We start from the raw sequence: 13,839 nt of genomic DNA on the forward strand, positions 1-13,839 counted from the left end.
GCACCCTCCGCCTCCCTCGAAACGAGCGGGGAGAGGTGCTCATGGGGTCGGCGGAGCTGCTGGGCTACCTCGAGGACTGCCGCGTCCTCGCCCTCCAGGAAATCCAGCGCATCATCCCCGCCGGGCAGCGCGAGGCGTCTCCGCTCTACGCGCTGATGCTCGACTACCCACTGCGTGAGGCCAAGGGACTGAGGCCGGCGCTGTGCATCGCCTCCTGCCGCGCGCTGGGCGGAAAGCTGGACGCGGTGGTGCGCTCGGCGGCGGTGCTGGAGCTGTTCCACAACGCCTTCCTCATCCACGACGACATCGAGGATGGCTCGCTCATGCGTCGCGGCGGCCCCACGCTCCACCGCACCCATGGGCTGCCCATCGCCGTCAACGTGGGGGACGCCATGCTGGCCCTCGCGCTGCAGCCGCTGCTCGACAACGTGGCGGTGCTCGGGCTGGGGCCGGCCCTGCGCATCCTCCAGGCGGTGGCGCGGATGACGCGCGAGTCGGTGGAGGGCCAGGCGCTGGAGCTGGAGTGGATTCGCCACGGCGTGCTCGACGTCACGGATGACGACTATGTCCGGATGGTGGAGCAGAAGACGGCCTGGTACAGCTTCATCACCCCCGTCACCGTGGGTGCCATCACCGCCCGGGCGCCGCAGGAGCACATCGACGCGCTCGCGGGCTTCGCGCGCTCGCTGGGCATCGCCTTCCAGATTCAGGACGACGTCCTCAACCTGCGCGGCCAGGAGTCCGACTACGGCAAGGAAATCGCCGGGGACCTCTGGGAGGGCAAGCGCACGCTCATGCTGCTGCACATGCTGCGCGGCGCCTCCGAGGCGGAGCGGCAGGAGGTGGCGCGCATCCTCCGCCTGCCCCGCCCGGACGAGCCGGAGGCCACTTCATCGGAAGGCTCCGGCGGTTCGCTCGAGGCGCTGCTGTCGCGGCTGGTGGAGGAAGGGGCGGTGACGCCCCATGGCGAGGCCCGGCTGCGCGAGGCCCTGCGCGCCCATGAGGTCCGGGGCCCGGTGAAGACGGAGGCCGACGTGCGCCTGCTGCTGTCACTCATCGAGCGCCAGGGCAGCCTGGAGCATGCCCAGGGCGTGGCCCGCCAGTGGGCGGAGGACGCGGAGCGGAGGCTGGAGGCCTGCCGCGAGTGGCTGCCCGACTCCGCGCACCGCCGGCTGCTCGACTCGCTGGTGGCCTACGTGCTGGCGCGCGTCCGGTGATGCGGAGGGAGGACTCATGGACGAGCTGCTGCGACTGCTGCTGGGCACGCCGCTGACGCCCAACGCGCTGGACCCGCTCCGGGTGCGGTCCTTCATCTGGGAGGAGCTGCATCGCATCCACCACCTGGTCCTCCAGGGCACACTCTCCCCGGGCGCGGGGATGGCGCCCGGAGGGCCGCCGCCGGTGGATGACGCCGGGGCGCCTGCGCACGCCGGCGAGGTCGTCGCGCTGCTGCACCGGGCGCGGCGGCTGCTGCTCCAGCACCCCGTCGCGGCGCAGGCGGCCTTCTCCGCCCTGGTGGCCGAGGGACGGCGCTTCGCGGCCACGCCGGAGGGACGCAGCCAGGCCACCGCGCTCGCCGCGTCTCCGCTCATCCGCCATGCCAGCGAGCTGTGGGGGGCGCTCGGGCTGGACATGCTGGAGGAGGACCCCAACACCGTCCTGCCCTCGGCGTGGCTGGACGCGCTGCTGCGCGGTGCCGAATCCCCCAACCTCGCCGCCGCGCGGCCCGAGTCCTCTTTCCCCCCTGGAGGTGAGCCCCGGGATGGCGAGCCTCGATGAAGTCCGTGACGACTACTGCGACGAGAACCTGCCCGTGCTCCTGCTGCTGGGGCTCGTCTCCGCCCTGCGGCGGCTGGACGCCCTGCTGCCCCCGCCGGGTGCGTCCCCCGCATGCCCGGAGCCCGAGGTGGGGCGGGACATCGACGCCCGAGAAGAGCGCTTCCTGTCCCTGGTGCTCGGGCTCATCGCGTTTCGTGGACACCTGCGCTCCGTGCTCACGCCCATGCGCGACGCAGGCCCCCGGACCGCTCCACGTGTCGTCCCAACCGCGGAGGCTCCCGCCGTCGGCGCCGGCACGACGTCGCCCGGCGGGCCTCGGACCGCCTCCACCGAGGACTCGTGTCCGGAAGCGCCGTCCGCTCCGCTGCCGGGACTCCGGGAGCTGCTGCGCTGACCATGCGGCGCCAGGACCCGCATGGCACGCTGCAGGCAGAGCTCGCGGAGCTGCTGCCCCGGCTCGACTACTTCCGGCGCTCGCCCGCGCGGCTCGGTGGCCGGGGCGGACACAAGGAGTGGCAGTACTTCCTCGTGAATGCCGGCGCGGCGCACCTGCTCATCAACTTCAGCCTCCAGGACGACCCGTGGGCCGCCGACCCGCGGCGCGCGGAGGTGGCACGGCTCACGATGCTCGCCCGGAGCGACGCGTGGGTGGGCGGCATGGAGCGCTTCCCCGAGTCCGAGGTGCACGTCCTCCCCGGCCGCATCGACGCGCGCTTCGGCGCCAACACGCTGCGCTTCGAGCAGGGCCGCTACCTGCTCGCCGTCTGCCTGCGGGAGCACGCGCTGTCGGCCGAGCTGGAGCTGGTCCCCACCCTGCGGCCGCTGCTCTTCACCAACCACCCGCTCGCCCCGGGGGAGCACCTGTCGTGGGTCGTCGTCCCCCGGCTGGAGGCGCGGGGCACCGTCACCCTCGGAAGCAGGACGCACCGCGTGGACGGCGCGCCCGCGTACCACGACCACAACTGGGGCCACTTCCGCTGGGGCGGGGACTTCTCCTGGGAGTGGGCGCACGCGCTGCCGGCCGACGCCGCCCATCCGTGGAGCGCCGTCTTCGCCCGGATGATGGACCGGCGCAGGACGAGCGTGCGCTACCAGTCCCTCTTCCTCTGGAGGAGCGGCGGCGCGGTGCGCACCTTCCGGGACAGGGACATCCGCGTCCTCCACCAGGGCCACTTCCAGCCGGCGCGGCGACTCATGGTGCCCCCGGAGATGGCGCTGCTCACCCCCGGCCTGGCGTGCGACGTCCCCGCGAGCATGGAGCTGTCGGTGGCCCAAGGCGGCGACACCTTCCACCTGCGCTTCGCCGCGGAGGAGCTGGCCCAGGTCATCACCCCGGGCGAGCGCGAGCCCCGCACCGTGTCCGTGCTCAACGAGCTCAGCGGCCGCGTGGTGTCGCACGGGTGCGTGGGCGGAGAACCCTTCGAGCTGGAGGCGACCGGTGTCCATGAGCTCATCCGGGACTGAGGGGCCGGTGGGGCGGCTCCTCGCGGAGTCCTTCGCGGCGCTCGCGCGCGAGCAGCCGGCGCAGCACGCCCTCATGTGCGAGCAGCTCCAGGGACACACCGTGGAGGTGTGCGTGGGGGCGGAGCGCTTCTTCCTCGGCTTCGCGCCGGGCAGCGCGCGGGTGGAGCCCACCGGCCCGGCGGCGCAGGCCCTGCTGGTGACGGGCCGGGGCGTGCTCGCGGACGTGCTGGACGCGCGGCTGTCACTCACCCGGGCCGTGCTCACGGATGCGCTGGAGGTGGTGGGTCCGCTCGCCGCGCTGATGGCGCTGCACGAGGGGCTCGTCACCTACGTGCATGGGGCGGTGCGCTGCCCCTCGTTCCCCTCGCTGCTCGCGCGGCTGCGCGCGGTGTGCCGCGAGGGCGTTGCTTCCCGTCCCCCACTGCGAGGTGAGTCCCATGAAGCCTGAGTCCACCGCCACGCCGGAGACTGGCAATACCTATGAGAATCCCCCCGCCTGGAAGGGCATTGGCCGCGTCCACATCTATGGCGGGGGCATCACCGGACTGACCGCGGCCCATGAGCTGGCCCTGAGGGGCTTCCGGGTGCGCGTCATCGAGCCCGCCCAGGAGTGCGACGAGACGGGCCAGCTGGAGGGGCTTCCGCTTCCCGTGGAGCGCCGCATGGCCGTGGGGGGACTCGCGCGCACCCAGTTCCTCCGCGTGGACTGGGGGGCCCGAGGCAACTTCGTCGGGAGGGACGCGGGCACGCACGAGGACAGCCGCGTCTTCCTCGAGTACCCCCCGGACTTCGACGCGGGCGAGGAATCGAGCAGGGTCCCCAAGTCCGTCAAAGGGTGGGTGAAGAGCTTCTTGAACGCTTGCGGCTTCTTCAACCGCGGCGAAGGTCAGGGCGTACTCCACCTCCGTGTCCCTTCAGCCCCCGACGAGAACGAGGACAGCGAAGGAGGCAAGCGGCGCCTGCGCAACGCGCGGGCGCTGCGCAGGTTCCTGACGGGGGACCCCTTCGAGGGGCAGGTGAAGCTCGCCCCCGCCCGCGTCATCCTGCTGGGCCCGAGGGAGGCCCGGGAGCTCGAGAACATCGGGGCCGCGACGCCCCTCTCACCCGTGGCCGACAAGGAGGGGGTGTGGCTGGAGCTGATGCACTTCCTGCCCGGCGAGCACGGCTTCCGCTTCTTCCCTTCGTACTACCGCCACCTCTTCTCCACGATGATGGAGACGCCCCTCCTCGACGATGAGGGCCGGCCCACCGGCCGCAGCGTCTTCGACAACCTCGTCCCCTCCAGCTTCTACGGCATCGCCGCCCAGGGCCGCCGCATCCGCTTCCTGCGCCGCGCACCCTCCACCCGCCCCGTGGAGGTGCTCCAGGAGTTGAAGGACCTCGCCGACTCCGGCTATCCGGCCTCGGATACCCTCCAGTTCACCCTGCGCCTGTGGCGCTACATGTCCACCTGCTCCGAGCGCCGGAAGGCCGACTACGAGAAGGTCTCCTGGTGGGAGTACCTGGAGGGCTACGACCCGAAGACGGGCGCGAGCCGCTACACGTACAGCGAGGCCTTCAAGCGCGACATGCAGTTCGCGCCCCGCGTGCTGGCCGCCTTCGACAGCCAATGCGGCGATGCGCGTACCAACGGCAACACGCTCGTCCAGCTCTACCTCAACAACCTGCTGCCGCTGCCCAAGACGGACGGCACCCTCAACGGGCCCACCACCCAGGCCTGGTTCCGCCCGTGGCGGCGCTACCTCCGCGAGTACCTCAAGGTCGAGTTCCACGCGGGCGAGCTGACCGAGCTCACGTTTGACAAGGACACCGAACGGCTCACGCCCTTCTGGACGAGGAAGGGAGGGCGCAACCCGGAGCCTGACGTGAAGGTCTCCAACCCGGAGGTGGGCCTGGGGCCCGACGAACCGGCTCCGGTCGAAGAGGTGGACTACTACATCGTCGCCACCGATGCGGCGGCCGCGGAGCGCTTGACGAAGTGCCTGGACCCCATCGGCGTCATCGCGGGGCTGCAGGGCTTCACCACGAAGGTCCCCGTCAAGCCTCGGGAGTCCGGTGAGCCTCGGCCCCGCGGGGATGAAGAGTTCCCCGGACTCGTGCCCTGGGACCGCTTCCAGACGCTCACCGGCATCCAGTTCTTCTTCCCCGCCTCCTTCCGGCTCGCGGAGGGCTACCTCTACTTCCTCGATGCGCCCTGGGCCCTGTCCGCCATCAACAGCCAGCAGTACTGGGTCACTCCGCCCACGTTCGACCGCAACGGCTTCGGTGCCATGCTCAGCGTGGACATCGGCAACTGGTTCCTGGAGGGCCAGCTGAGCCCCGCCGACTGCTCCCGCCACGAGATTGCCCACGAGGTGTGGCGGCAGATTCGCAAGGCCACCGAGCTGCACCAGAAGCCCCTGCCCAACTCGGCCCCTTACGACTTCGCCCTCCCGGACCCCGCCTGGTACTGCCTGGACCGCTTCATCCAGTTCAGCACCGACACGGGCGTGGAGCGGCCCTACAAGAACCGCGCCCCCTACCTCATCCCCATCATGGGCGACTGGGACAACAGGCCCGGCCCCGAGCCCTGGAACCCGCTCCGGCCGCTGCCCCTCACGGAGCAGCCGCAACGACACGCCAACGTGTGGCAGGCGCCGCACGGGGGCTACCTGGTGCACTGGGAGCGGCTCGTCTTCGCGGGCACGTATCTGAAGACCTTCACCCGCATGACGACCATGGAGGCGGCGAACGAGTCCGCTCGCCATGCCGTCAACGCCATCATCGACCACTACCTGTACTGGAATGGCCTGGCGAACCCGGAGCAGGCCCCCGGGGCGCGGGCGCCCGTGAGGCCCATCGACGACCGGGACGTCATCAAGGGCCCGCCCGAGTTCCGGATGACGCCCATTGGCGAGTACTGCCGCATCTGGGACCCCGAACAGCACGAGCTCGCGGAGCTGGCGCCCCTGCGCGAGCTGGACGCGAAGCTCTTCGCCATGGGCATGCCCCACGTCTGGGACGTGCTGCGCCTGGAGCCGCTCGCGATGCCCTTCATCCCGTCGCTCGACACCGCCGGCGGAGCCGAGCCCCTGCTGGAGCTGCTGCGCAAGGTGCGCGAGGGGCTGGAGGCCCTGCTCAAGGCCAGCGCGTCGGGGATGCGGTAACGCCGCGGCTCACGACGACTGAGCCGGCGGACGACGCCAGGGCCCCGCGCTCGTTTGCTGGAACGGGTCCGCGGGCCCCTGGAGGCGATGGTGGACATCGTCTGACGGGAAGGAGCGCCGCATGACTGGAGAGCCAGAGGACCAGGACCCCGTTGCCCCGCCCGTCGGACTCGAGAGCCCCGGGCGCGTCCACATCTACGGCGCGGGCATCACCGGGCTGACGGCCGCGCATGAGCTCGCTCGCCGGGGCTTCCGGGTGTGCGTCTACGAGCCCGCGCGCGAGTACGACGAGTCGGGACGGCGCGCGAGCGGACCCGCGGTGGGGGGCCTGGCCCGCTCGCAGCTCGTGCGCGCGGCCAAGGGCGCCCTGGGAAACTTCCCCCGTGAGGGCGCCTTCGCCTTCAATCCCAGGTACCAGCTCCGCTACGCCTTCACCCCGGGCGCCCCTCCCGAAGAGGGAGCGGAAATCGCGAACCAGGGCCAGGTGCAGGAGTTCGTCATGGGGTGCGGCTTCTTCAACGGCCCGTCGCCCGGCTTCCTCCACATCCGCATCCCGCAGCCCCCGGGCTTCGGGGACTTCGGCTCGCCGGACTGGCGGCGCTACATCGAGCGCCGCGACAGGGCGGGCGCGCTGAAGGAGTTCCTCCATCACGCCATCACCTCGGAGGAGCGGGCCTCGCCCCATCTGTCGCGCGAGCGCGTCCTCATCGTGGGGGAGGAGGAGGAGCAGTTCGCCCGGGAGCTGGAGGCGCCCCTCCCACCGCTGGCCGACAGGGACGAGCTGCTGCTGGAGGTGGTGCACTACCTGCCCGGCGAGCACGGCTTCCGCTTCTTCCCCTCGTACTACCGCCACCTCTTCTCCACCATGGTGGAGACGCCCCTCCTCGATGACGAGGGCCGCCCTACCGGCCGCCGCGTCTTCGACAACCTCATCCCCTCCAGCTTCTATGGCATCGCCGCGCAGGGCCGCCGCATCCGCTTCCTGCGCCGCGCGCCCTCCACCCGTGCCGTGGAGATGCTCCAGGACCTGAAGGACCTCGTGTCCTCCGGCTACCCCCTCTCGGACATGCTCCAGTTCACCCTGCGCATCTGGCGCTACATGAGCACCTGCTCCGAGCGCCGGAAGGCCGACTTCGAGAACGTCTCCTGGTGGGAGTACCTGGAGGGCTACGAGCCGAAGACGGGCGCGCGCCGCTTCGTGTACAGCCCCGCCTTCAAGCGCGACATGCAGTTCGCTCCGCGCGTGCTCGCCGCGTTCGATGGCATGTGGGGGGATGCGCGCACCAATGGCAACACGCTCGCGCAGCTCTACCTCAACAACGTGCTGCCGCTGCCCAAGACGGACGGCACCCTCAACGGGCCCACGACGGCGGCCTGGTTCCGCCCCTGGCGCCGCTACCTGGAGGAGTCGCTCGGAGTCCTGTTCCGCGAGGCGAAGCTGTCGCGGTTCGAGCTCGGCGACGAGGGCCGCCTCGTGGCCTGGATTCGATACGGGGACCTTCAGGAGGAGGAAGAGGACAGCATCGGCCCCGGCAGGTTCGGCGCCCTGGAGCCGGTGGACTACTACCTCGTGGCCACCGACGCCGTGACGGCGGAGCAGGTGACGAAGGACCTGCCGCCCATCGGCGTCATCGAAGGGCTGCGCGGCTTCACCAGCCAGATTCCGCCCAACCCGCGCGGCGCCGAGCCCGCTCAGCCCCGCCCCCTCGGCGTGCTGCCCGGCCACGTGCCCTGGGACCGCTTCCAGACGCTCACCGGCATCCAGTTCTTCTTCCCCTCCTCCGTGCGCCTCTCCGAGGGCTACCTCTACTTCCTCGATGCGCCCTGGGGCCTGTCCGCCATCAACAGCCAGCAGTACTGGGCCACGCCGCCCGCGCTCGAGCGCGACGGCTTCGCCGCGGTGCTCAGCGTGGACATCGGCAACTGGTATGTGAATGAGCCGGGGCAGAAGAGTCCCTCGGACTGCTCCCGCTACGAGATTGCCCGGGAGGTGTGGCGGCAGATTCGCCAGGCCACCGAGCAGCACCAATCCCCGCTGCCCCAGGCCCGCCAGTTCGGGTTCATGCTGCCGGAGCCGTCCTGGTACCACCTGGACCGGTACATCCGCTTCGGGCGCGACGAGGCCACGGGCAAGGAGCGCCCCGTGGAGAACCGGGCGCCCTACCTCATCCCCATCATGGGCGACTGGGAGCGCCGGCCCGGCACGGAGCCGTGGAACCCGCTCGGGCCCGAGACACTGGTGGAGCAGCGACTTCCCCAGGGCGTGTGGCAGGCCCCGCATGGCGGCTACCCGGTGCACTGGGACCGGCTCCTCTTCGCCGGCACGTACCTCAAGACCTTCACGCGGATGACCACCATGGAGTCCGCGAATGAGTCCGCGCGCCATGCCGTCAACGCCATCATCGACCACTACCTGACCTACAAGCAGCCCGCAGAAGCGCGGGCCAGGGACCTGGCCGGGCCCGCGTCGGTCCCCCCGGTGCCGGAGTACAGCGGGCAGGGAACGCTGACCGGCTCACCGGAGTTCCGGGTGACGCCCGTGGGCGAGTACTGCCGCATCTGGGACCCGGAGAAGTACGAGCTGCCGGAGATGGAGCCACTGCGCGAGCTGGATGCGCGACTCTTCGCCGCGGGCCTGCCGCACGTCTGGGACGTGCTGCACCTGGAGCCCCTGGCCCTGCCGTTCCTCGCGTCCCTCCAGCCTCCGGGCGGCGGCGCGGAGGCCCTGCGGGCCTTCCTGGAGCGGGTGCGCGAGCTGCTGGGCACGCTGTCCACGCCTCCCGGGCCCCAGCCTTGAGCCCCGCTCAGCGGGGCCCGAGCCCCAGGCCGGGCGCCAGCGTGGCGGCCAGTGCTCGCGGGTCCACCGCGCCCTGCTCGCGCATCCACGCCTCCGCCTGCTGCTGGTAGAGCGCGCCCTCCGGCCCGCCCTGGAGCGCGCCCAGGGCGTACCGCGCGGCCTCCCGGTGGAGCGCCATGTCCGCCGCACTGAAGCCTTCCAGGGCCTGGACCAGCAGTGTCCGCGCCGCGTCCGCGTCGCCTTCCAGCCGGGCCACCCCCGCGCGCACCAGCGAGGCCAGGGGCTCCGCCATCGCCAGCGGGTCCCCGCCGATGCGGCGGGCCTGGTCTCTTGCGTCCGCCAGCAACGCGCGCCGCGTCCAGCGCGCCTCCACCTCCGTCGGAGGAGACCGCCGCGCCTCCAGCTGCTCCGCCGCCGCGAGGGCGGCGCGGGCCCGCGCGTGCCGCGAGTGCGCGTCGTAGAAGCGCAGCGACGGCGTGGCGCGGTACAGGCCGTCCCAACGCGACTGCACCTCCCGCCAGGCCGTCCAGGGGTGGCCCTCGTACAGGGCGGTGTGGACGTGGGCCAGGAGCAGGCAGTAGCTCACGCGGTGCGAGTGCCCCACGCGGTACGCACACGCCTCGTCCCCCGTGGCCGAGAAGCCCTGCTCCAGCGACTCCAGCGCCACCCGCGCGAGCGCCCAGGCCCGCGCGCCCTCGCCGCGTGCGAGCCATGGGAGGACGCAGTCGCCCAGACAGCTCTCGATGATGCCGAAGACGTCCCCTCGCCGCGTGGAGTCCTCCAGCCACCACCCCAGCCGCTCGCCGAGCCGCGCCAGCTCGCCGCGCATCGCCAGCGCGCCATGGTGGTAGGCGGCGAACATGTCCAGCTCCCACGTGACGCCGGTGCACCGCTCGCGCAGGAGCGTCTCGCCCCGCTCGCACGTGGTCACCGCGTCCAGCCACCGGCCCTGCGTGAAGGCGTGGATGGAGCGGGCCAGCAACGTCCAGCCCTCGTCGCAGGCGCGTCCCGTCCATCGCGCCAGGCGCTCCGCCTGGGCCATGAGCTTCCGGCAGTGGCGGTCCATCCAGCCGCCCTTGAGGTGCGCCTCCATGGCGGCCTCGCAGGACAGCGCCCGGCACACGGAGGAGGCGTCCCCCAGCTCCAGGACGCGTCGCAGGTACCGCACGCGGAACGCATCCGCGAGCACGTGGTCCACCTGCGCGAAGCTGCACGCCGCCGTCCACAGGGCGTCCAGCACGGGACGCTCCCCGGCGGGCACCTGGCTGGTGGCGCGGGCCTCCGGCTCCCGGTGCGTCTGGAGGAAGCGGAGCCGCTGCCAGGTGGCCGACAGCAGCGCGTGCTTCCGGCCGCGGGGCACGGACACCCCCAGCTCCGCGAGGACGGAGAGCAGCAGCCGCCAGCCCTCCTGGACCCGGCCGCACTGGATGGACTGCTCGGCCGCGTGGCGCTTCAGGGTGCGCACGCGCTCGGCGTCTCCACCGCCGAGCGCGTCCGCGGCCTCCAGGTACCGCGCCGCCGCGTCCTCCCGCCGCCCCAGGTTGGCGAGCGCGTCGGCCTGTCGCGCCAGGAGCGTCGGCCGGTCCGCCTCCGCGCCCAGCAGCATGAGTGCCCGGGCGTAGAGCCGCGCGGCATGCTCGAAGGCCAGGGCATGGGCGGCACGGTCGGCGGCGCGCACCGCGTAGTGCCCCGCGCGCCGCGGCTCGCCCGCGCCGTCCCACTGGGACATGAGCAACTCCCAGTCGCTGGAGCCGGACTTCTCCAGCGCCTCGGCCAGCCCCTGGTGCCGCCGCGCGCGCGACGCGCCTCCCAGCAGCACGAGCGCCGCCTCGCGGGTGCGGTCGTGGTACGTCGTCACGGTCGCCGCGTGCTCTCCGCCGCCCAGCCGCAGCAGCGACGCATCGCAGAGCGCGGAGACCAGCGGGCGGCCTCCCACGTCCATCCCCGCGCCGGCCAGCAGCACGTCGCGCGGCACGGGCACTCCGGCCACGGAGGCCACCTCCACCAGGGCGCGCTGCGCGGGAGGAAGCGCGCGGAGCCGCTCGGCCAGGACGCGCTGGATGTCGAGCGGCGCGGTGACGTCGAGCGCCGCGCCCCGGCTGACGGCGGCCGTGAGGTACCGGGCCACCTCGCCCACGACGAACGGGCTGCCTCCGGCCTGCCCCGCCAGGCAGCGCAGGTCCTCCGCGCTCACGTGCGTGCCTTCCAGCAACTGCCGCGCGAGCACCTTCGCCTCGCCCGTCGTCAGCGGCCCCAGGGGCACGTCGCGGACGCGGGACGCGGGCAGGCTCGCGCCGACTGTCGGCGCCTGGACGCCGTCGGCCCCATCACGCCGGGTGAGCACGAGGAGGAACGAGGGCGGCGCGGGCTCGCGAAGCAACTGCTCCAGCAGCCGCGCCGAGTCGGCATCTCCCCAGTGCGCGTCATCAATCCACACCACCAGCGGGCCCGTGCGTGCGAGGCGGGAGAGCAGCTCCCTCAGGGCCTCGGCGCCCAGGCGACTCAGCTCGAAGTCGGCGGGGAGCGAGTCGGGCACCGGGGCGCCGCGCAGCGCGGGCACCCGTCCCAGCACGGGGAACAGGCGCACCAGCGCGTAGGCGTGCTCCGGGACGAGCGCCTCCACGGCCTCGCCCCGGAGCGTGGAGAGGTGCGCGGCCAGCGCGTCCACGATGGGGTCCAGCGACAAGTAGGCGACGACCTCGCGCGGATGGCAGCGCCCCTTGAGGACGAGCGGCGTGCCCTGGCGCCGGAGGAACTCCCGCACCAACGTGGACTTGCCGATGCCGGAGGGGCCGTGGACGTGCACGGTGAGCTGCTGCCCCCGGCGCGTAACGGCCCGGAGCGCGTCGTCCAGGATGGCCAGCTCGGCGGTCCTGCCCACGAAGGACGCCTTGGGGGGACCGAAGAGCGCGTCCGCCTCCCAGGGCCGCGCGTCGGCGGGAAACAGCTCCCTCGACAGCCGGGACAGGAGCGCACCGGCGTCCGGCCGCGCGCCGGGCGCGAGGGACAGCAGCGCCAGCGCCAGCTCGGCCAGGTCGTCCGGGATGCCCGGAGCGAGCTGGCGGGGGTCGGGCGGCGGCTCGGCGCGCCTGCGCTCCAGCAGCAGCTCCGTGTCTCCCGTCAGGAAGTAGGCCGTCTCGTTACGGAAGGGGCGGAAGCCGGTGAGCGCCTCGTACAGCACGAGCCCCACGGCATACAGGTCCGAGGCCGGGGTGAGCGGCCCGCCCTGGAGCTGCTCGGGGGCCATGTACGGCAGCGTGCCCGCGGCGGAGGAGCCAACCCGCGCCAGCGGCCCCGCCAGCAGCTCCGTGGCCAGGCCGAAGTCGACGATGACGACGCGCCCCTCGGGCGAGACGAGCACGTTGGACGGCTTGATGTCGCGGTGGACGAGCCCGGACGCGTGGAGGGCCTGAAGACCGCGGACGAGCTGCACGAGCGCGGTACGCAGGCGCGGCGCGGCCTCGGGAAGCAGCGGGGAGAGCTCCGACAGCACGACGCCGGCCTCGTGTGGCGCGGGGGGTAGCCGCTTCGCGCGGGACAACTCGGGCCGGACCCAGCCGAGGAAGTCCCGGCCTTCGACCAGCTCCATGCTGAAGCAGCAGTAGTCGTCACCGACGAGGAGGTCGTGGAACTGGACGAGGTGCGGATGGCTGAGCCCGGCGCGGGAGCGGAACTCGCGCTTCAGGGCGAGGAGCGCGGAGGGCCCCGACTGGCGCATCACCTTGAGGGCCACGTCTCGCCGCAGCTCGCGGTCATGCACGCGGTAGACGGTGCCCATGCCGCCTTCGCCCATGCGCCCCAGCAGCCGGAAGCGCGTGCTGCGCGCGAAGGGGCGCAGGTTGGGTGGCAATCCCGTTCTTGGACCTGGGTCTCCGGCCATTCCCCTCTCCGCGTTGCGTGAACCCTGTGAGGAGAGAGTCACGCCGGGCCGGATGTGACGGCGTCTTCAGGCGGGAGTGGACTCGCGGGAGAGCAGCTCGGCCTCGCGCGCGAGGGCGCGGAGCCGGGCCTTGACGCGCTGGAACTGCTGGCGCAGCACGGCGGCACGACGGGCGAGCGCCTCGGGCGTCATCGGCTCGTCCGGTTCCGCCAGCTGCCTCGCCACGTCCGTCCAGGACATCCGCCGGTCGATGCGCAGCTCCAGCAACCGCTGCTCGGAGGGCTCCAGCCGGGAGCGCAGGGCGCGGATGCGCTCCTTGATGTCCGTGCGGAGCCACGGGCGCGTGCGAGTCCACTCATGGTGGACGTGGTGGTCGAACGCGCCATTGCTCACGGGAAGCTCGCGGCCGGACGGAGCGGCCGCCAGCCGGTAGGCGACATTGCGTGCGACGCGGTGGGCCCACGTCCGGAAGGAGCTCTCCCAGCGGAACGACGGCAGGTCCATCAGCAGCGTCTCGCTGAAGATGGCGTAGGCCTCGCGCGCCCGCTCCTTGTCATTGAGGAGGGAGGCCAGCAGTCGCATGAGCTCCGCGCCGTAGCCGGACAGGGCCTCCTCCACGGCACGCCCCACGTTCCCCTCCTCGCAGAACTGGTGGATTCGCTGCTCCAGCGCGTCGCGCGCGTCGGCCTGCATGGCGCCCCTCCCCCACTTCGAATCTGGCGACGCCGTCAGCGGCTGGCGAGGCCGTCTGCGCCAGTCCCGGGAGGAAGGAA

9 protein-coding genes are annotated in these 13,839 nt (G+C 72.5%); 7 read left to right on the forward strand and 2 right to left on the reverse strand.

Annotation, left to right across the window (positions count from 1 at the left end; all coding sequences use genetic code 11):
- The first annotated feature begins 41 nt into the window (after nt 1-41).
- The 7 genes from ACX9TP_RS38850 to ACX9TP_RS38880 all read left to right on the forward strand — a co-directional run bounded on the left by ACX9TP_RS38850 (nt 42) and on the right by ACX9TP_RS38880 (nt 9,186).
- Entirely contained in the window at nt 42-1,217 is a 1,176-nt protein-coding gene (locus ACX9TP_RS38850; RefSeq protein WP_482975717.1) for a polyprenyl synthetase family protein, read from the forward strand.
- A gap of 16 nt (nt 1,218-1,233) precedes the next feature.
- A complete protein-coding gene (locus ACX9TP_RS38855) occupies nt 1,234-1,779 on the forward strand; it encodes a hypothetical protein (protein ID WP_482975718.1) in 546 nt (181 codons plus the stop codon).
- A complete protein-coding gene (locus ACX9TP_RS38860; RefSeq protein WP_482975719.1) occupies nt 1,763-2,173 on the forward strand; it encodes a hypothetical protein in 411 nt (136 codons plus the stop codon). Before ACX9TP_RS38855 ends, ACX9TP_RS38860 begins: the two co-directional genes overlap by 17 nt.
- 2 nt (nt 2,174-2,175) lie before the next feature.
- Nucleotides 2,176-3,243 (forward strand): hypothetical protein, encoded by a 1,068-nt coding sequence (locus ACX9TP_RS38865; protein ID WP_482975720.1) that lies wholly within the window; start codon nt 2,176-2,178, stop codon nt 3,241-3,243.
- Nucleotides 3,224-3,691 carry a sterol-binding-like protein gene (locus tag ACX9TP_RS38870; protein ID WP_482975721.1) on the forward strand — a complete coding sequence of 156 codons (468 nt, stop codon included), beginning with the start codon at nt 3,224-3,226 and terminating at the stop codon, nt 3,689-3,691. The genes ACX9TP_RS38865 and ACX9TP_RS38870 overlap by 20 nt, the downstream gene beginning before the upstream one ends.
- Nucleotides 3,681-6,389, forward strand: coding sequence for an NAD(P)-binding protein (locus ACX9TP_RS38875; protein WP_482975722.1), 2,709 nt, complete (start codon nt 3,681-3,683; stop codon nt 6,387-6,389). Before ACX9TP_RS38870 ends, ACX9TP_RS38875 begins: the two co-directional genes overlap by 11 nt.
- 121 nt (nt 6,390-6,510) lie before the next feature.
- The gene (locus ACX9TP_RS38880) at nt 6,511-9,186 is read left to right on the forward strand and encodes an FAD-dependent oxidoreductase (protein ID WP_482975723.1); all 2,676 of its coding nucleotides are present in this window, start codon (nt 6,511-6,513) and stop codon (nt 9,184-9,186) included.
- Nucleotides 9,187-9,193: 7 nt separating this feature from the next.
- Here the strand turns inward: ACX9TP_RS38880 and ACX9TP_RS38885 are convergent, their stop codons facing one another.
- The gene (locus tag ACX9TP_RS38885; RefSeq protein ID WP_482975724.1) at nt 9,194-13,036 is read right to left on the reverse strand and encodes a serine/threonine-protein kinase; all 3,843 of its coding nucleotides are present in this window, start codon (nt 13,034-13,036) and stop codon (nt 9,194-9,196) included.
- Between the two features lie 96 nt (nt 13,037-13,132).
- Nucleotides 13,133-13,759, reverse strand: a complete 627-nt coding sequence (locus ACX9TP_RS38890; protein ID WP_482975725.1) for an RNA polymerase sigma factor — start codon at nt 13,757-13,759, stop codon at nt 13,133-13,135.
- Nucleotides 13,760-13,839 lie beyond the last annotated feature (80 nt).

This window comes from Pyxidicoccus sp. M15, assembly GCF_056858435.1.